General features: G+C 66.4%; 17 protein-coding genes. 1 reads left to right on the plus strand and 16 read right to left on the minus strand.

The genetic code is table 11. The features are described 5' to 3' along the window. Nucleotides 1-4 precede the first annotated feature (4 nt). The 14 genes from hflX to ACSFBL_RS26345 all read right to left on the minus strand — a co-directional run bounded on the left by hflX (nucleotide 5) and on the right by ACSFBL_RS26345 (nucleotide 14,642). On the minus strand, nucleotides 5-1,174 hold the full coding sequence (gene hflX / locus ACSFBL_RS26280; RefSeq protein ID WP_435518764.1) for a GTPase HflX: 1,170 nt from the start codon (nucleotides 1,172-1,174) through the stop codon (nucleotides 5-7). A gap of 53 nt (nucleotides 1,175-1,227) precedes the next feature. Then, a complete protein-coding gene (gene hfq / locus ACSFBL_RS26285; protein ID WP_012747311.1) occupies nucleotides 1,228-1,473 on the minus strand; it encodes an RNA chaperone Hfq in 246 nt (81 codons plus the stop codon). Nucleotides 1,474-1,642: 169 nt separating this feature from the next. Further along, complete coding sequence (gene der, locus ACSFBL_RS26290; protein WP_435518765.1) at nucleotides 1,643-2,983, minus strand: ribosome biogenesis GTPase Der; 1,341 nt, start codon at nucleotides 2,981-2,983, stop codon at nucleotides 1,643-1,645. Between the two features lie 21 nt (nucleotides 2,984-3,004). Further along, nucleotides 3,005-4,150: an outer membrane protein assembly factor BamB gene (bamB, locus tag ACSFBL_RS26295; RefSeq protein ID WP_435518766.1), complete on the minus strand. Its 1,146-nt coding sequence runs from the start codon at nucleotides 4,148-4,150 to the stop codon at nucleotides 3,005-3,007. After that, nucleotides 4,147-4,833, minus strand: coding sequence for a YfgM family protein (locus tag ACSFBL_RS26300; protein ID WP_435518767.1), 687 nt, complete (start codon nucleotides 4,831-4,833; stop codon nucleotides 4,147-4,149). Before ACSFBL_RS26300 ends, bamB begins: the two co-directional genes overlap by 4 nt. A gap of 6 nt (nucleotides 4,834-4,839) precedes the next feature. Further along, nucleotides 4,840-6,138 (minus strand): histidine--tRNA ligase, encoded by a 1,299-nt coding sequence (gene hisS, locus ACSFBL_RS26305; RefSeq protein ID WP_435518768.1) that lies wholly within the window; start codon nucleotides 6,136-6,138, stop codon nucleotides 4,840-4,842. A gap of 8 nt (nucleotides 6,139-6,146) precedes the next feature. Next, on the minus strand, nucleotides 6,147-7,439 hold the full coding sequence (gene ispG, locus ACSFBL_RS26310; RefSeq protein WP_435518769.1) for a flavodoxin-dependent (E)-4-hydroxy-3-methylbut-2-enyl-diphosphate synthase: 1,293 nt from the start codon (nucleotides 7,437-7,439) through the stop codon (nucleotides 6,147-6,149). 11 nt (nucleotides 7,440-7,450) lie between these two features. Further along, nucleotides 7,451-8,350: a helix-turn-helix domain-containing protein gene (locus tag ACSFBL_RS26315; protein WP_435518770.1), complete on the minus strand. Its 900-nt coding sequence runs from the start codon at nucleotides 8,348-8,350 to the stop codon at nucleotides 7,451-7,453. Next, nucleotides 8,343-9,173: a type IV pilus biogenesis/stability protein PilW gene (gene pilW / locus ACSFBL_RS26320; protein WP_435518771.1), complete on the minus strand. Its 831-nt coding sequence runs from the start codon at nucleotides 9,171-9,173 to the stop codon at nucleotides 8,343-8,345. The genes ACSFBL_RS26315 and pilW overlap by 8 nt, the downstream gene beginning before the upstream one ends. 4 nt (nucleotides 9,174-9,177) lie before the next feature. Further along, nucleotides 9,178-10,326: a dual-specificity RNA methyltransferase RlmN gene (gene rlmN, locus ACSFBL_RS26325; protein ID WP_435518772.1), complete on the minus strand. Its 1,149-nt coding sequence runs from the start codon at nucleotides 10,324-10,326 to the stop codon at nucleotides 9,178-9,180. 20 nt (nucleotides 10,327-10,346) lie between these two features. Further along, nucleotides 10,347-10,772, minus strand: a complete 426-nt coding sequence (gene ndk / locus ACSFBL_RS26330; RefSeq protein ID WP_286597970.1) for a nucleoside-diphosphate kinase — start codon at nucleotides 10,770-10,772, stop codon at nucleotides 10,347-10,349. Between the two features lie 150 nt (nucleotides 10,773-10,922). Further along, the gene (locus tag ACSFBL_RS26335; protein WP_435518773.1) at nucleotides 10,923-12,647 is read right to left on the minus strand and encodes a pseudouridine synthase; all 1,725 of its coding nucleotides are present in this window, start codon (nucleotides 12,645-12,647) and stop codon (nucleotides 10,923-10,925) included. Next, nucleotides 12,644-13,498, minus strand: coding sequence for an SMC-Scp complex subunit ScpB (gene scpB / locus ACSFBL_RS26340; RefSeq protein ID WP_435518774.1), 855 nt, complete (start codon nucleotides 13,496-13,498; stop codon nucleotides 12,644-12,646). Before scpB ends, ACSFBL_RS26335 begins: the two co-directional genes overlap by 4 nt. A gap of 127 nt (nucleotides 13,499-13,625) precedes the next feature. Then, nucleotides 13,626-14,642: an RluA family pseudouridine synthase gene (locus ACSFBL_RS26345; RefSeq protein ID WP_435518828.1), complete on the minus strand. Its 1,017-nt coding sequence runs from the start codon at nucleotides 14,640-14,642 to the stop codon at nucleotides 13,626-13,628. A 23-nt stretch (nucleotides 14,643-14,665) separates the two neighbouring features. Here ACSFBL_RS26345 and ACSFBL_RS26350 point away from each other — a divergent pair, with 23 nt between their 5' ends. Continuing rightward, nucleotides 14,666-15,475 (plus strand): outer membrane protein assembly factor BamD, encoded by an 810-nt coding sequence (locus ACSFBL_RS26350; protein WP_435518775.1) that lies wholly within the window; start codon nucleotides 14,666-14,668, stop codon nucleotides 15,473-15,475. Between the two features lie 92 nt (nucleotides 15,476-15,567). Here the strand turns inward: ACSFBL_RS26350 and ACSFBL_RS26355 are convergent, their stop codons facing one another. After that, a complete protein-coding gene (locus ACSFBL_RS26355) occupies nucleotides 15,568-17,589 on the minus strand; it encodes a DNA repair helicase YoaA (RefSeq protein WP_435518776.1) in 2,022 nt (673 codons plus the stop codon). Further along, entirely contained in the window at nucleotides 17,589-17,792 is a 204-nt protein-coding gene (locus tag ACSFBL_RS26360) for a DUF465 domain-containing protein (RefSeq protein WP_435518777.1), read from the minus strand. The genes ACSFBL_RS26355 and ACSFBL_RS26360 overlap by 1 nt, the downstream gene beginning before the upstream one ends. Nucleotides 17,793-17,885 lie beyond the last annotated feature (93 nt).

Here is a 17,885-nt window from a genome sequence, read left to right on the forward strand (position 1 = left end):
CCAATCAGTTGGCGGCATCGTGCAATTCGGGGCTGGCTTCTGGGGACATGTCCTCAGCAGGCAGGCGGGAGCGTTCGGCGAGTTCGGCGCGCAACGCCGGAACACCTTCGCCGGTGTGGGCGCTCAGGAAGATGCGGGACACCTGCACGCCGTCGACGTCGATCTCGTCCTGGAGATGCAGGGGGTGCTGCGTGCTTTCAAGTGCATCGAGCTTGTTAAAGACCAGCAACTGCGGCACGTTGTCGGCACCGATGTCCTTGAGCACGGCCTGCACTTCGGCCATCTGTTCGGGGTGATGGGGGTTGGACGCGTCGACCACGTGCAGCAGCAGGTCGGCATCGACGGCCTCCTGGAGGGTGGCCTTGAAGGCGTCGATCAGGCCGTGCGGCAAGTCGCGGATGAAGCCCACGGTGTCGGAGATCGACACCTTGCGGCGCGCGTCGCCCAGGTACAAGTGGCGCGTCGTGGTGTCCAGCGTTGCGAAGAGTTGGTCGGCCGCATAGGCGCGCGCCTTGACCAGGGTGTTGAACAGCGAGGACTTGCCGGCGTTCGTATAGCCGACGAGCGAGATGTTGAAGGTATCGCGACGCTCGCGCTGGCGCCGCTGGGTGCCGCGCTGCCGCTGCACCTTGGCGAGGCGCTCGCGCGTGCGCTTGATGGCTTCGCCGATCATTCGGCGGTCGAGCTCGATCTGCGTTTCGCCGGGACCGCCGCGCGTACCGATGCCGCCGCGCTGACGCTCCAGGTGGGACCAGCGGCGCACGAGCCGCGTGCTCAGGTATTGCAGGCGTGCCAGTTCGACCTGCAGCTTGCCCTCATGGGAGCGCGCGCGCTGGGCGAAGATTTCGAGGATGAGGAAGGTGCGGTCATACACCGCGACGCCGAGTTGGCGCTCCAGATTGCGCTGTTGCGCGGGGCTGAGCGACTGGTCGAACACGACCTCGCTGGCCCGATGCAATTCGGCGAGCTCACGGATCTCGTCGGCCTTGCCGCTTCCGACGAACAATGCCGCGTCGGGCGCCTTGCGTTTGCAAACGAGGCGTGCGACCGGCTCCAGGCCCGCGGTCTGCGCGAGCAGTCCGAGTTCCTCGAGTTCACCGTCGAAATGGGGCAGCCCGAAATCCACGCCGACAAGAACGACGGCGCCTTCCTTGCGTGGGATCAGTTCAGACAAGCGGGATCAAATTGAAGAAAGCGCGGCGGATGAACCGCCGCGCTCCGTGCCCTTCAGGCAGCGGCGTCGTCGTTCTCGGCAGCCGAGAAGTTGACGGCCCGACCCGGCACGATGGTGGAGATGGCGTGCTTGTAGACCATCTGGGTCACCGTATTGCGAAGCAACACGACGTACTGGTCAAACGACTCGATCTGACCTTGCAGCTTGATGCCGTTGACCAGATAGATCGAAACCGGCACGTGCTCACGACGCAAGGTGTTCAGGAAGGGGTCTTGTAGAAGTTGCCCTTTATTGCTCACGATATTCTCCGTGTTCAAGAGTAGTTGTTGGAGAGGTCACCTTAACACAGCGATTCCGCGCTGCAGCAAGAATGTCCAATGGCCTTCAAAAATACGGCAGTTAAAAGTCGGAACTTCAGGCGTGGTTGCTGCTCTTCGGCGGCTAAAGGAAGCCAATCCACAGCGGGCGCTATGCGTCCTTGTCCGCGTACGGATTGTGCGAGGTCTTGAGTTCAATGCGCAAGGGCGTGCCGACCAGATCGAATTCCTTGCGGAAGCGCCCTTCGAGAAAGCGCTTGTACGCGTCGGTGACGTGTTCGAGCGAATTGCCGTGGATCACGATCACCGGCGGATTCATCCCGCCCTGGTGCGCATAGCGCATCTTCGGCCGGTACATGCCGGAACGCTTGGGGGCCTGGAATTGCACGGCCTCCAGCAGCAGCCGCGTCAGCACCGGCGTCGACATCTTGCGTGTCGCCGATTTGTGCGCCTGCACGATGGCCTGCCAGACCGGACCGAGGCCCTGGCGCTTGACGGCCGAGATGAAGTGCAGCGAAGCGAACTTGAGGAACGGCAAGCGCGTCTCGATCTGACGCTGGATCTGCTCCCGCTGGTAGCTGTCCACCGCATCCCATTTGTTGATGGCGATCACGACCGCGCGCCCGCTTTCGAGGATGTAGCCCGCGATATGGGCGTCCTGGTCGGTCACGCCTTGGGTCGCATCGAGCAACAGCAGGACGACGTTGGCCGACTCGATGGCCTGCAGCGTCTTGACCACCGAGAACTTCTCGATCGCCTCGAACACCTTGCCCTTGCGGCGCAGGCCGGCCGTGTCGATCAGTTCAAAGCGCTGCCCGTTTCGCTCGAAGGGCACCATGATGGCGTCGCGCGTGGTGCCCGGCAGGTCGAAAGCGACAAGGCGCTCTTCACCCAGCCACGTATTGATCAGCGTCGACTTGCCGACATTGGGGCGGCCGGCGACCGCCAGCTTGATGGCCTTGTTGGCCTCTTCTTCCTCGTCCTCGTCGTCCTCGGAGAGCTTGAGCGGCTCGAGTGCCAGTTCGACCAGGCCGCGAATCCCTTGCCCGTGCGCCGCCGAGACGCCGTGCACCTCGCCGAAGCCGAGTTCGTAGAAATCCACCAATTTGGTGCCGTCGTGCATGCCTTCGGCCTTGTTGGCCACCAGGACGCACGGCTTGCCGAGACGCCGGAGTTCGTTCGCGATGTCGTGGTCCTGCGCCGAAAGACCCTCGCGCGCATCCACGACGAAGATCACCACGTCGGCTTCGGCTACCGCCTGGCGCGTCTGCTTGGCCATCTCCTTGAAGATGCCGCTGCCGGCGTCCGGCTCGAAGCCGCCGGTGTCGATCACGATGAACTCGTGCTTGCCCTGGCGGCCGTTGCCGTAGTGACGATCGCGCGTCAGGCCGGCAAAGTCGGCGACGATGGCGTCGCGCGTCTGCGTCAGGCGGTTGAAAAGGGTCGACTTGCCGACGTTGGGACGCCCGACCAGTGCAATGACCGGCTTCATGGAAGGCGTCCTTTCACGTGATTACTCGGGCCGATAGCCGAACACGCCGCCATTGCGGGTGACGACCACGACCGTGTTTCCGGCCAGCACCGGCGTCGCGACGATGGCAGATCCATCGGGCGTGAGGCGATTCAGCGGTGAACCGTCGTCGCGGGAGAGGATGTGCAATATCCCCGTGCTGTCGCCGATGATCAGCGAGCGGCCAACCGCCAGCGGCGCGGTCAGCACGCGATACTTGAGGAGATCGGCCTGCTGCCAGGCGCGCTCGCCGTCGGCACGGCGCCATGCGACGACCGTCCCATTGTCCTCGGACCCGAAAACGTAGCGGTCGTCCCCGCCCAGCCCGTCCGCGCCCACGGCCGGCTTGGTCCAGAGAAGCGCGCCGCGCGATGCGTCGACGCAGCCCACGTTCGCGAAGTAGGCGCGCGCGCAGACGACGTCGCCGATACGGCTCACCGAGCCGGTCAGGTCGACCAGGCGCTCGACATCGTTCGTCCCGCGCGGCGCGGCGATCGGCGTCTCCCAGCGCGAGGTGCCGTTGGCGGGATTGATGCCGACGAGGCGGCCGCCGACCCCTGTGACCAACGTGTCGCCCACCGCGAGCATCACGCCGGGCTTCTTCAGCACCAGGTTCTCCGCCGGACGCTGCTGCGCCCAGAGGCGACGGCCGCTCTGTCCGTCCCAAGCGCTGGTCGTGCGATCGGCGCCCTGCACGAAGATCCGGCGGCCGGCCACCAGCGGCGGGGTGTAGGCCTGTGCGCTCAGGCGCTGCTTCCACAGGATCTTGCCGCCCTGCAGGGCCACGAGTTCACTGTTGGTCGTGACCACGGCGACCATCGTCCCGTCGCTGCCGACGCCCGCCACGAGCGGCGCGCCCACCTTGGCGCGCCACACTTCCTGACCGGCGCGCGCGTCGATCACCGCCACGGTGCCGTCGCTGCCGGCGACCGAGACCAGGTCGCCGTTCACGTTGGTCGACAACGGGAAGTCCACCTTCGGGATGCTCAGCGTCCATGCCTGGCGGACGCCCATTAGCGCCACGTTGGCGGGAAGCGGCGCAGGCTTCGGCCTCGACGTTCCGGAACAGGCCGCCAGAGCGGCGATCAGGATCACCGAAGCGCCAAGGCGCAAGGATGATGCTGAAGTCAGGTAACGCTTGAAATTCATGGTTTGTTCTTGGCTGGTGCAGCGCCGGCAGCGGCCAGGCTCTTCGGGTCGATGCCGACGGCGTTGAGCTTGATCTCGACGAGGCGGCGGTAGTCGGAGCGCGGCTCGAAGGCCGTCCAGGCCTTCTGGTACTCGGCCTTCGCCTCTTCTCGCTTGCCCTGGGCAAGATAGATGTCGCCCTTGCGGTCGGCGACCAGCGCTTCGAACTCCTTGGGCACGTCCCCCGACAGTTGCTTGAGCGCTTCGTCGTACGACTTGGCCTCCAGCAACTCCGCGGAGAGCCGCAGCTTTGCGACGGCCTGATAGCCAGGATCGACCGCATGCTCCGCAACCCACGTGAGCGCCGCGCGCGAACCATCGACATTGCCCTTTTCGTACAAGGTCTTCGCAGCCAGCAGGCCTGCCTGCTGCGCATACGCCGTGCCCGAGAACTTGTCCTTCATGTCGGCCAGCGCGCGCTCGATGCGGGCGGTGTCGCCCGACTGCGCACTGCGCTCGACCTCGTCATACAGGGCTGCGGCCTGCACGGCCTTGGTCCGTTGGAAATACTGCCAGCCGTTCCATGCCACGAAGGCGCCGGCTGCAAGCAGCACGACCCAGGTGATCAGGGTGCCGTAGGTGTTCCAGAAATGCTTGAGCTGGTCGAGCTGTTCCTGTTCTTCGAGGTCGAGGTGGGTGGCCATGCGCTGTCAGTTGTTGGGAGCGGAGGATTGTAGGGTGGTGGCCCAGGCGGCCACATCGGCGAGCGGCCGGGTGCTTTGCGCGCCGCTGCCGTCGCGCAGCGCCTTGAGGGTCACCTCGCCCCGTGAGAGTTCGTCGGCGCCGAAGATCAGCGCGTACGAAGCGCCGCTGGCATCGGCCTTCTTGAACTGCGACTTGAAGCTGCCGAGCCCGTCGACGGTGGCGGCGTGCATCTGCGCGCGCAGGCCGGCATCGCGCAACTGCTGCAAGGTACGCAGCGCGACGGGCATGGCCGCGGCGTCGGGCACCACGGCGTAGACGTCCGGCACGGGCAACGGGATCTGCGTGCCCTGCTCCTTGACGAGTTCGAGAACGCGCTCGACGCCCAGCGCCCAGCCGACTGCCGGTGCCGCCTTGCCGCCGATCTGCACGATGAGATCGTCGTAGCGGCCGCCCGCGCAAACGGTGCCCTGCGCGCCAAGACGGTCGGTCACGAACTCGAAGACCGACAGGTTGTAGTAGTCCAGGCCGCGCACCAGGCGCGGATTGATCGTGTAGCCGATTCCGTTGGCGTCCAGGATCGCGCGGAGGCCATCGAAGTGTGCGAGGGATTCCGCGCCGAGGAAGTCCATCAGCTTCGGCGCAGATTCGACGACGTCCTTCATCGCCGGATTCTTGGTGTCGAGAATGCGCAGCGGATTGCTGTGGAGGCGGCGCCTGGCGTCCTCGTCCAGTTGATCCGCGTGTTTCTCGAAGTGGGCGATGAGCTGCGTGCGGTGCAGGGCGCGCTCGGCGGGTTGGCCGAGACTGTTGAGTTCGAGGCGCACATCGGTCAAGCCGAGCGCCTTCCAGAGCGCGCTCGCCAGCAGGATCAGTTCCGCGTCGACGTCCGGCCCGGCAAAGCCCAGGGCCTCGGCGCCGATCTGGTGAAACTGGCGGTAGCGACCGCGCTGCGGACGCTCATGGCGGAACATTGGCCCCATGTACCAGAGCCGCTTGCCGCCGTCGTACAACAGCGAGTGCTCGGTGACGGCGCGTACCACGCTGGCCGTGTTCTCGGGCCGCAAGGTTAGCGCCTCGCCGTTGAGCTTGTCCTCGAACGAGTACATCTCCTTCTCGACGATGTCCGTCACCTCGCCGATGCCACGGACGAACAGCGCCGTGTGCTCGAGGATGGGAGTGCGGATGTTGCGATAGGCATAACGCGCCATCAGATCGCGCACGATGCCCTCGAGCCACTCCCACCGCGCCGAATCGGGCGGCAATATGTCGTTCATGCCTTTGACGGCATTGAGTTTTTCAGCCATGGATGAGATCAGGCGACCTGCGCAGCGGACTCGCTGCCAAAGCGCTTTTCAATGTAGTTTTCGACCAGTTGGTGGAACTCGTTGGCGATGTTGTCGCCGCGCAGCGTGAGCGCCTTCTGGCCGTCGATGAAGACCGGCGCCGCGGGCGCTTCGCCGGTGCCGGGCAGGCTGATGCCGATGTCGGCATGCTTGCTCTCGCCCGGGCCGTTGACGATGCAGCCCATCACGGCGACCTTCATCGTCTCGACGCCCGGGTACTTGGTGCGCCAGACCGGCATCTGCATGCGCAGGTAGTCGTCGATCTGCTTGGCGAGTTCCTGGAAGGTGGTGCTCGTCGTGCGGCCGCAGCCGGGGCATGCCGTGACGCTGGGCACGAAAACGCGAAGGCCAAGCGCCTGCAGGATTTCGTTGGCGATCACGACTTCCTGGGTGCGCGATTCGCCCGGCTGCGGCGTGAGCGAGACGCGGATCGTGTCGCCGATGCCTTCCTGCAGCAGGATCGAGAGCGCGGTGGCCGAGGCCACGGTGCCCTTGGTGCCCATGCCGGCCTCGGTCAGGCCCAGGTGCAGGGTGTAGTCGCAGCGTTTGGCCAACTCGCGGTAGACCGAGATCAGGTCCTGAACGCCGCTGACCTTGCAGCTCAGGATGATCTGGTTGCCGTTCATGCCCATCGACTCGGCGAGCTTCGCGGAATCGATGGCCGAGGTCACCAGCGCCTCGTACATCACCTGCTTGGCGTCCCAGGGTTCGGCACGCCGGCTGTTGGTGTCCATCAGGCTGGCGAGCAACTCCTGGTCGAGGCTGCCCCAGTTGACGCCGATGCGGACCGGCTTGTTCCAGCGCATGGCCGCATCGATCATCTGGCCGAATTGGCGGTCGCGCTTGTCGCCCTTGCCGACGTTGCCGGGGTTGATCCGGTACTTGCTGAGCGCCTCGGCGCAGGCCGGGTAGTCGGTGAGCAGGCGATGGCCGTTGTAGTGGAAGTCGCCGATCAGCGGCACGTCGACGCCCATGCGATCGAGTTGCTCGCGGATATACGGCACCTGCGCCGCCGCCTCGGGCGTGTTGACGGTGATCCGCACCATTTCGGAGCCGGCCAGCGCGAGTTCCTTGACCTGGATGGCGGTGCCGATGGCATCCACCGTATCGGTGTTCGTCATCGACTGGACGCGCACCGGCGCATCGCCGCCCACGGTGACGGTGCGAGGCCCCCAGACCACGTTCGCCTGGCGGGAGCGGCGCGCCTTCGGAGCGGCGGGTTCAATCGGGAGGCAGCCGATGGCGCCGGGGATGTCGGTCATGGTGTGTGGGCTCAGGATTTGATCTCGAAGCGTGCCACACCGCCGGAACGCGTGACGGGCGCAAGGTCGTAGGCCTTGCCGCGAACCCGTACCTCTACGCCCGCGGCGCGACCGACAACCACCTTCAGCGGCAGCGTGCCCGTCAGGCCGACGGTTTCGCCCGCCTTGACCGTGCGTCGCAACAGTTCCTTGCCGCCCGCCTCGGTCACGGTGATCCACGAGTCCTCGCGCACCGTGAAAGCGATCAGGTCGTTGGCGACGGGCGCTTCGGGGGCTGCGGCCACCGGCGGTGCAGGGGGAGTTTCCGCCAGCGGCGGGACAGGCGCGGCAGGCGCAGTGGATTCAGTTGCGGTCCCGGCGGGGGCGCCCGACGGCGCCGTGGAAGATTTGGACGCCTCGTCGCTCGGTTCACGGGCGGTCAGGTGCGCGATGGAAGCACCGACCTGGTCGAAGATCGACTGCGGCAGCCAGAACAGGACCGCAGCCCCGATCAACAGCAGCACCACCACGATCAGGAGGGGCCGCGAAGGCAGCCAGTTCGACCCTGCACCCGATCGGGGCGAAGCCGAACGCAGGCTCCGACTGATGGTCCGGTCGGCGTCCGCAAGACCCGGCTTCAGGGCGCCCGGCAGCTTGGCCAACACCGGCGTGGGATCGATCCGCAGCGCCCTGCACACGCTCGCGGCCAGGGCGCGCGCAAACACCGGGTCCGGCAGGGCGTCGATGTCATCGGCTTCGAGTGCTGCCAGCTTCTGCGGGGAGACCTTGAGCGCGGCCGCCACCATGTCGATGTGCAGCCCGTGTGCTTCCCGCGCTTCGCGCAGCATGTCGCCGGCGGTCATGTGCGTGCTGTCGCCCCCGACCAGGGGCACCGCCGCGGAGGCCCCGAATTCACTCGCCCGCTCAATCATTGAAATTCCCGCGCTCGTACGCAATCGCCTCCCGCGACTGGGGGAAGCGCCGCTGCAGCTGGCTCGCCAACTGCGAGATCGCCTCGCGGTTGTTGAGCTGACGTTCGATCTTGATGCCGAGCCACAAGGTCTCGGCGTTGGCTGACGGACTGTTGTTGACGCGGCGGATGTAGAACTGCGCGCGCGACCATTCTTCGCGCTGCGCGAGGATCGACGCCAGGTTGTAGCCGATCACAGGATTGCCGGCGTCGATCTCATAGGCCTGCGTGAGGCTGCGCTCGGCTTCGGCCCGCTGGCCCGCCTTCAGTTGGCAGATGCCCTGGGTCATCAGCGTCTTCGCGCGGTCGGAATAGTTGGGCATGGCGAGCGCTGCAGAGAACTGCTGCTGCGCGTCGGCGTAGCGATTCTGCTGGCACAGGAGCCATCCGTAGTTGTGCAGGACATTGGGCTCGCGCGGGTTCAGCGCGATCGCACGGCGAAAGCTGTCCTCGGCGGAGCTGGGATCGTCGAGCCGCATGTAGATGAGTCCGCGGAGGTTGTAGGCGTCCGAAAAGGTCGGATCCGCCGCAACAGCCTGCTTGATCTCGTCGAGCGCCACCGTGGTCTGGCCTGCCTGGAAGTAGCCGATCGCCAGTTCGACGCGCAACTTGGCGCGCATGCGCGCGTTCGTCTCGTCCGATTCGGTCATGATGGCTGCGGCACTACCGGCGGAACTCGGCGCAGGGGGATTCTTGCTGGCACACGAGGCCAGCAGGAAAACGGCGGCAACGCCAAGGAGCGCCTGCGTCGCCAGTTTCTGCGCGGTCGGAAAGGCCTTGCTCATCGAATCATTGCTCCTCGGTTTTGGATGTGACGGCCTTCGGACGGGCCGGATGCAATATGACGGTGCGCCGCTGCGCCATGCGCTCGGCCGCATGGGTGCGGTCTTTCACATCGCCCGCCAGTTGGCCACAGGCGGCGTCGATGTCGTCGCCACGCGTCTTTCGGACCGTGGTGACGATACCTGCTTCGCTCAGCACCCTGGCGAAGGACAGCACCCGGGGTTGCGGCGAGCGCAGCAGACCGGATGCAGGAAATGGATTGAAGGGGATCAGGTTGAACTTGCAGGACACGCCCTGCGAGCGAACCAGTTCGACCAGTTGGCGCGCATGTTCCGGTTGGTCGTTGACGCCGTCGAGCATGCAGTATTCGAAAGTGATGAAGTCGCGCGGCGCGTGCGCGAGGTAGCGCTTGCAGGCTTCCAGCAACTCGGCGATCGGGTACTTGCGATTGAGCGGCACGAGGTCGTCGCGCAGCGGGTCGTTCGGCGCGTGCAGGGAGACCGCGAGCGCGACGGGGCAATCGCCGCCGAGCCGGTCGATCATCGGAACCACGCCGGAGGTCGACACCGTGACGCGCCGGCGCGACAGGCCATACGCGTTGTCGTCGAGCATCGTGCGCAGCGCCGGCACGAGCGCAGCGTAGTTCTGCAACGGCTCGCCCATGCCCATCATCACGACGTTGGAAATGACCCGCTCGTCGCGCTTCAGGTGCTTGCGCAGGAAGTGCTCGGCAAACCACAGCTGGGCGATGATTTCGCCGGTCGTGAGGTTGCGGCTGAAGCCTTGGTGCCCAGTCGAGCAGAAACGGCAGCCGACGGCGCATCCGGCCTGCGAGGACACGCAAAGCGTGCCGCGATCGTCCTCGGGAATGAACACGGCCTCGACCGCATTGCCATCACCGACGTCGAACAGCCACTTGATGGTCCCGTCGGCGGATTCGTGCTGCGTGATGACCGGCAGCGCCTCGACGCGCGCCGTCGTCGCGAGCTTTTCGCGCAGCGACTTCGCGAGATCCGTCATGTGCGCGAATTCGCTTGCTCCGCGCTGGTGGATCCAGCGGAAGAGCTGCGTCGCGCGGAAGCGCTTTTCGCCCAGCCGTTCGCAGAACGCGGCCAATCCCTCCAGATCGAAGTCGAGCAGGTTGGCCGTGGTCATCGCGTCAGGGGGGCTGAACCTCAGCGTGCGTAGACGTTGAGGCCGGCGAAGAAGAAGGCGACTTCGTTCTTCGCGGTTTCGGGGGCGTCCGAGCCGTGCACGGCGTTGGCATCGATGCTGTCGGCGAAGTCGGCGCGGATGGTGCCGGCGGCAGCCTTCTTGGGGTCGGTCGCGCCCATCAGGTCGCGGTTCTTGGCGATGGCGTCTTCACCTTCGAGCACTTGCACGAACACCGGGCCGGAGATCATGAACTCGACCAGGTCCTTGAAGAAGGGACGCTCCTTGTGGACGGCGTAGAACTGCTCGGCTTCGTTGCGCGACAGGTGCACCAGCTTGGCTGCCACGATCTTGAGGCCGGCGGCCTCGAAGCGGGAGACGATCTTGCCGATGACATTCTTGGCGACTGCGTCGGGCTTGATGATGGAGAGGGTGCGTTCGATGGCCATGAGAGTGCTTTCTTGAGAGCTTGAATCTGGATGGGTTCCGTCAATGCCGCAACGCACACGTCGCGGCCTTCGACAAAGCCTATGATTTTAACCAGCGCGTTAGGGTCAACCCGCAATAAGCGGGCGAAAGACCGCCGGTCGCGCTGATTGTCAGCGACCGCGGCGGCGACCGCCACCTTGTCCGCCGAAATTGCCGCCCGGGGGTCCGCCACGGCGTGGCCCCTGGCGCTGTTCCTTGCGCTGGCGCGAGAAACTGTCGGCGCCGATATAGCCGAGCGAGGTCTTCATCGGGTCTGGCTGGTTCGCTCCGCCTGGCGGACGATCGTCGCCCTGGCGATTGCGGCCCTGTTGCCCGCCCTGCCCTTGCCCTTGTCCCTGGCGATCGCCCCGGTTGTTCCGGCGGCCTTGCGGCGGCCCCTTGCCGCCGCCCATGCCCCGGTCGGAACGTGCGCCCGGACCGTGGGCCAGCGGATTCGGGATGGGCGCCTCGCGCTCCTCCCCTTGAGGACCGCCGGCACCGCCGTTCCGGTTGCCGCGTCGCTTGCGATTGCGGTTGTTGCGACTGCCGCCGCCGTCCGGGCCCTGCCCTTGCTGGCCCCTCGGACCGGCCCCGGGACGCGCCTGGCGCTCGCCGGACCCGCCCGCAGCCTGGAACAGCGCCCGGATGTCGCGCTCGTCGAGTTCCATCCAAGCGCCTCGCTTGAGGCCGCGCGGCAGCACCATGGCGCCATAACGGATGCGGATCAGTCGGCTGACGGCATGCCCCACCGCCTCGAAAAGGCGGCGAACCTCGCGGTTGCGCCCTTCCGAGATGGTCACGCGATACCAGCAGTTGGATCCTTCGCCGCCGCCTTCCTCGATCGTGCCGAAATGGGCCATGCCGTCGTCGAGGCGAACCCCTTCGAGCAGGCGCTGCTTTTCCTCGCTGCTGAGCGCACCGAGCACACGCACCGCGTATTCGCGCTCCAGCCCGAAACGGGGATGCATCAGCTGGTTGGCCAGTTCGCCCGAACTGGTGAACAGCAAAAGGCCTTCCGTGTTCAGGTCCAGACGGCCCACGGATTGCCACTTGCCCTGCTGCAGGCGCGGCAGCTTGCGGAACACGGTCGGCCGGTTCTGCGGATCGTCGTGCGTCACGACCTCGCCGACGGGCTTGTGATACGCGATGACGCGCGCCGGCGGCGGTGCGATCCGGTAGCGGATCGGCTTGCCATTGATCTTGACCTGATCGCCGAACTGGATGCGCTGGCCGATGTGGGCCGGCTCGTTGTTGACCGAGATCCGCCCTTGCAGGATGAGCTGTTCCATCTCGAGGCGCGAACCCAGGCCCGCCTGCGCCAGCACCTTGTGGAGCTTCGGCGAATCGGCTTCCGGCAACAGCACCCGCTTCAGCGGCGGAACTTCCGGACTTTCCTCGTCGGCATCGAACTGGCCCGAAATGACGTCGGCGAAGCGGATCGGCTCCGGCGGCGGCGCGTTGCGCTGCTCGCGCTCGGCGGCGCGGCGTGCGCGATCGAGGTCGTCTTCCTCTTCGTCCGGCTCTTCTTCCTCGTCGTCCTCGTCCTCGTCCGCCTCGGAAGCCCTCACCTCGGGAGGCGGTTCCGGGGCTCGTGCGGGTGGCTGTTCGGCCTCAGGCTCGATCGGCTCGATCGGCTCGGCAGACTGGACGGCCTCTTCGGATGCCGCCTCCGCGGACACTTCCGCAGCAGGCTTGCGCCGGCGCGGACGGCGCTTGCGCGGCGCCTCGGCCGCGTCGCCGGCGAGCGGCGGGAGGCCGGCACCGTCTTCAGGCTGCACCGGCACGTCCGTCGCGCGCTCCTCGGAAACAGGTTCGGCCGGCAGCGTGGCTGCGTCATCGGGATCTGTGGGGCTCATGGTCGGGTTCCGGAAGGGACAGCGGTGGTGTCGGCCTCATCGGGCGATGCCTCGGCATCTGCGTCGACGGGAGAAGGGGATGGGGGTTGGGATTCCGTCGGGGCGAAAGCTTCGGCTTCGGCGGCAAGGTCGTGCGGCGTCTCGGCTTCCGCTTCGATCACGGGCTCGGTCGTGGCGGTCTCAGCAAGCTCCGTCGTGGCGTCGGCCGAGGGCGCCTCGCCTTCCGTGCTCGCCTCGACAGCGCTCGCCTCCGGCTGCACAGCGATCTCATCGATCGGCAGCGTCGGCTGCTGTTCGCCGGCCGCGCGGTCGAGGGCGTCGATCAGGGCGCCCTGCTGCGATGGCGACTCGATCACCGGCAACTGGTCCAGCGAAGCAAGGCCCAGGTCGTCGAGAAACTGCCGGGTGGTCGCATAAAGGGCCGGTCGCCCGACGGTCTCGCGGTGTCCGATGACTTCCACCCAGTTGCGGTCCTCAAGCTGCTTGAGGATCAACGAGTTGATGGTGACGCCACGGATGTCTTCCATGTCGCCGCGCGTCACCGGCTGCCGGTAGGCAATGATGGCCAGCGTCTCGAGGGCAGCGCGCGTGTAGCGCGGGGGCTTCTCGGGGTGCAGGCGATCAAGGTGGTCACGAAGTTCGGGGCGGCTCTGGAAGCGCCAGCCGGTGCCGACGCTCACGAGTTCCAGGCCGCGTTGCGACCAGTCTTCCTGCAGTTCGAGCAACAGCGACTTGATCGTGTCGGAGCCCAGTTCGTCGTCGAACAGCACGCGCAGTTCGCGCACCGGCAACGGCTGGGTCGAACAGATCAAGGCGGTTTCGAGAATGCGCTTGGCATCCGCCGTATTCATGGTTCGCGTTATCCGGGAAAAGGCGCCTCGGGGACGCTAGTTCAGATGGATGAAAGGAGGCGCTGCAGGCACGCGGCGATTGCAACGCGAGGCCGGCATCGGATGGCCGGCGCGGCCCTCGGGACCGTCAGGCGGAATTGTAATCCAGCCCCCACTCGGAAAAACCCTGAGCGAGATCGGGTGGCGGCGGGGACAGGAACTCCATCGCCTCGCCGGTCACGGGATGCTTGAAGCCGAGCCTGAACGCATGCAGGCCCTGACGCGTCAGACCCGCCGCATTGGCGCCTCCGTAGAGCGCGTCGCCGACGAGCGGATGACCGATCGATGCCATGTGGACGCGGATCTGGTGCGTCCGACCGGTTTCCAGGGTGCAGCGCACGGCGCATCCCAGGTCGTTGGTATCGAGCGCCTCGATCAGCGTGTGCGCGGGCTTGCCTGAATGTCGCTCCAGGTCGACAACGGCCATGCGGAGCCGGTTGCGCGGGTCGCGTCCGATCGGGGTGTCGACGTGCCGCGCGCTGGCGCCCTGCCAGGTGCGGTGGGCGAGCGCAAGATACTGGCGCCTTACCTCGCGCGCCGCGATGAGCGCGACGAGCGCATCCATCGCCGCGCGGCTGCGCGCGACAACCATCAGCCCGCTGGTGTCCCTGTCAAGTCGATGCACGATGCCGGCGCGCGGCAGGAGCGCCGCCCGCGGATCGAGGGCGAGCAGTCCGTTCAGCAGGGTCCCGCTCCAGTTGCCCGGCGCCGGATGGACGACGAGGCCCACGGGCTTGTCGATGATGCGCAGATGATCGTCCTCGTACCGCACGTCGAGCGCCATGGCCTCCGGTCGGAAGGCCTGGCTCTGCGGCGTGGGGCGCAACTCGATGCGCCCGGCTTCGCCCGCATGCACCGTCGCCGACGTCTTGGTCACCACCCGCCCCTGAAGCTCGACCATGCCGGCGTCGATCAGTTGCTGGAGGTAACTGCGCGAGAACTCGGGCACCAGGGCGGCCAATGCGCGATCCAGCCGCTGCCCGTGCTGAGCCTCGCCAATCAGGAAGGTGCGAACTTCGCTGGCATCCGACAGGTCCGCACCCTCGTCATGGTCGGCGCCTTCCGGGGTAGGGCCCAGGGGGTCGGCCGATATAATTGAGGGCAACTGTTTCACGAAAGCCTTATCTGATGTTTCGCGCCAAATTATCGGTTGTCCCAGGCTGGCTGGCCCTCTGTGCCGCCGTCTGGCTGGCGGCCGGGTGTTCGTCGACTCCGGCCGACAAGACCGCGAACTGGAGCCCCAACCGGATCTACTCCGAAGCCAAGGACGAAGTGGACTCGGGGGCCTTCGACAAGGCTGTTCCGCTGTACGAGAAGCTCGAAGGCCGCGCCGCCGGCACGCCGCTCGCCCAACAGGCGCAGCTCGACAAGGCGTATGCCCAGTTCAAGGCGGGCGACAAGGTGCAGGCCGTCGCGACGCTCGATCGCTTCATGAAGCTCCATCCGGCCAGTCCGGCGGTCGACTATGCGCTCTACCTGAAAGGCGTGATCAACTTCAACGACGACCTGGGCATGTTCGCATTCATGACGCGCCAGGACCTGTCGGAACGTGACCAGAAGGCCGCAAAGGAATCGTTCGAGTCCTTCAAGGAACTGGTGACGCGCTTCCCCGAATCGCGCTACACGCCGGATGCGCGGCAACGGATGAACTACATCGTCAATTCGCTGGCGCAGTATGAAGTTCACGTGGCCCGCTATTACTACAACCGTGGTGCCTACCTGGCCGCCATCAATCGTGCGCAGCTGGCGCTGGCAGATTACCGCGAGGTGCCCGCGCTCGAAGAGGCGCTCTACATCATGTACATGTCCTACGACAAGCTCGGCATGACCGATCTGCGTGACGACACTCAGCGCGTGCTGACGACCAACTATCCGAAGAGCGAATACCTGACGCGCGGATTCCGGGCCAAGGACGATCCCTGGTGGAAGGTTTGGTAGCCCCCCGGCTTTTCACTTCGCTTCGCTGCGTGTAACTCCACCCCCCGAGGGGGAGGCGCGGCCCGCCTTGGGGCGGCCCGGCGGCGGCCGCATCAATCGGCGTCTGACGGCGCGGCTTCTTTTAGCGCCGCGACGGCGGCGTCGAATTCTGTTTCGGTCTCGATCCTGCGCATGGGTGGCAGCGCGGCGAGGAGGCGGCGGCCGTAGCCCATGGCGACGAGGCGCGTGTCGCAGATCACGAGCACGCCCATGTCGGTTTCCCGCCGGATCAGTCGACCGGCGCCCTGTTTGAGCGCGACGGCGGCCTCGGGCAGGGAATAGTCGCTGAAGGAACTCCGTCCCTGTGATTCGAGACGCTGGGAGCGCGCCTCGACCAGCGGATCGTTGGGAGGCGGAAAGGGCAGCTTGTCGATCACGACCAGTTGCAGGGCATCGCCGGGTGCGTCGAAGCCCTCCCAGAACGAGGCCGAGGCCACGAGCACGCAGCCGGCGCGTCCGCCGGAATCCCCTTCGCGGAAACGATCCATCAGGACGCGCTTCGGCAACTCACCCTGGACCAGCACTTCGGGACGGCTCCCGGGCTCCAGATGCTCCAGTTGCTGCCGCATCGCATCGCCGATCGTCCTCAACGCGCGCAGGGTCGTCGTGAGGACCAGCGTGCGGCCGCCGAGGACGGCAGCACCACGGGCAGCGAGTTCCGCGACCCGCTGGCTGTGCGCCGGGTCGTTCGGCTTGGGGAATGCACGTGGCACGTAGAGCGCGGCCTGCCGGGCATAGTCGAACGGACTCTGCACGCGCAGCACCTCGGCATCGTCGAGCCCGCAGGGCTCGGTGAACCAGCGCAGCCTCGGATCGTCGCCGAGCGTCGCGGACGTAAACACCCAGGCACGCCCGCCCTCTTCCGCTCCCTCGGCGCCAGACTTGAGAACGCGCGTCCGCACTGCCTCCGCGATGTCCAGCGGAGACTCGATCAATCTCAGCTGCGTGCCCACATCCACCCAACGCACCGATCCGGCGGGACAGGCGTCGGCGAAACGCCTCGCGCGTTCCGACAGTTGTTGCGCGCGGTCATGGAGCCGGACGAAATCGGGTGACAGTTCGCTCACGGTATCGAGGCCCCGTGCGGCTTCCGCGAAGGCAGCCTGCAAGGCATCGAGCGCTTCTCGCCACGATTGCGCGGGGACGCCCTCCGGCGATTCGCCTGCCCAGCGCAACTTTGCGCCGGGATACTGTTTACCCGCCGACAGCCGCAACTCACGCGCGCCACGTTCGACGCCCGCCACGAGTTGCTGCCAGTCGACCAGGCCCCGCGCTTGCTGGAGCCCCGCTGCAAGCAGGTCGCGCGCGAAGTCCAAGGCCTGGCCGCTGCCGAGTTGGACGCCCAGGAACTGCACCCCGGTTTCATTGAGCTGGTGGGCCTCGTCGAAGACCACGACCCGCACGGTGGGCAGCAACTCCGCCATGCCCGACTCGCGCACCGCCAGATCCGCGAAGAACAGATGGTGGTTGATGACCACGACGTCCGCCGCCATCGCCTCACGTCGCGCGAGATTGACGTGGCACGGCTTGAACTGCGGGCACTGCGCACCCAGGCAGTTGTCGCGCGTGGAGGTCACCAGCGGAATCAAGGGCGAGCGCTCGTCCAGTCCAGGGAGCTCGGCCAGGTCGCCCGTGCGCGTGGCCTTGGACCATTGCTCGATCTTCGCGAGCGTCCGCAGCGAGCCCCGTTCCGGCAGCGACGCATCGTGGCGCGCCAGATCGAGACGGTGCAGGCACACATAGCTGGCGCGCCCCTTGAGCAACGCAGTCCGCACGGGCAATCCCAGCGCTGTCACGAGCCGGGGCAGGTCCCGGCCGAAGAGCTGATCCTGCAAGGTCTTGGTGGCGGTCGACAGCAGCACGCGCTCCCCGCTCAGGAGCGCAGGCACGAGGTACGAAAAGGTCTTCCCGACGCCCGTGCCGGCCTCGACCACGAGCACGCCCCCCTGGTCGATGGTGCGCGCCACGGCAAGTGCCATCTGCGTCTGCCCCTCGCGCTCACGGAATTGCTCGGCGGCATGGGAGAGCACGCCATCCTGCGCGAAGGCCTCGCGCACCTCTTGTTCGATCGACATCAGGCGGGCTCTTGCGGGTCAAGCAACCGTTCGAGCCGTGCGATTTCGTCGCGCAGCCCGAGACGCCGCTTCTTCAACCGCCGCAACAGGAGTTCATCGAGCGGAACGACCTCGCCCAGCCGGTCGATCGTGGCATCGAGGTCGGCGTGCTCGATCCGGAGTTCGATCAGCTGTCGCGAAATTGAGTGAAGATTGGAGTCCAACGGAGGCAGTGTGAAATCTTGCAGCGACGCGCTTCGGCCGCGGCTTGTGTTCACTCGATAATACGTCTTCGTCCAACCTGCACGACAACATGA

This window comes from Variovorax glacialis (genome assembly GCF_051216375.1).
GTDB lineage: Bacteria > Pseudomonadota > Gammaproteobacteria > Burkholderiales > Burkholderiaceae_C > Variovorax.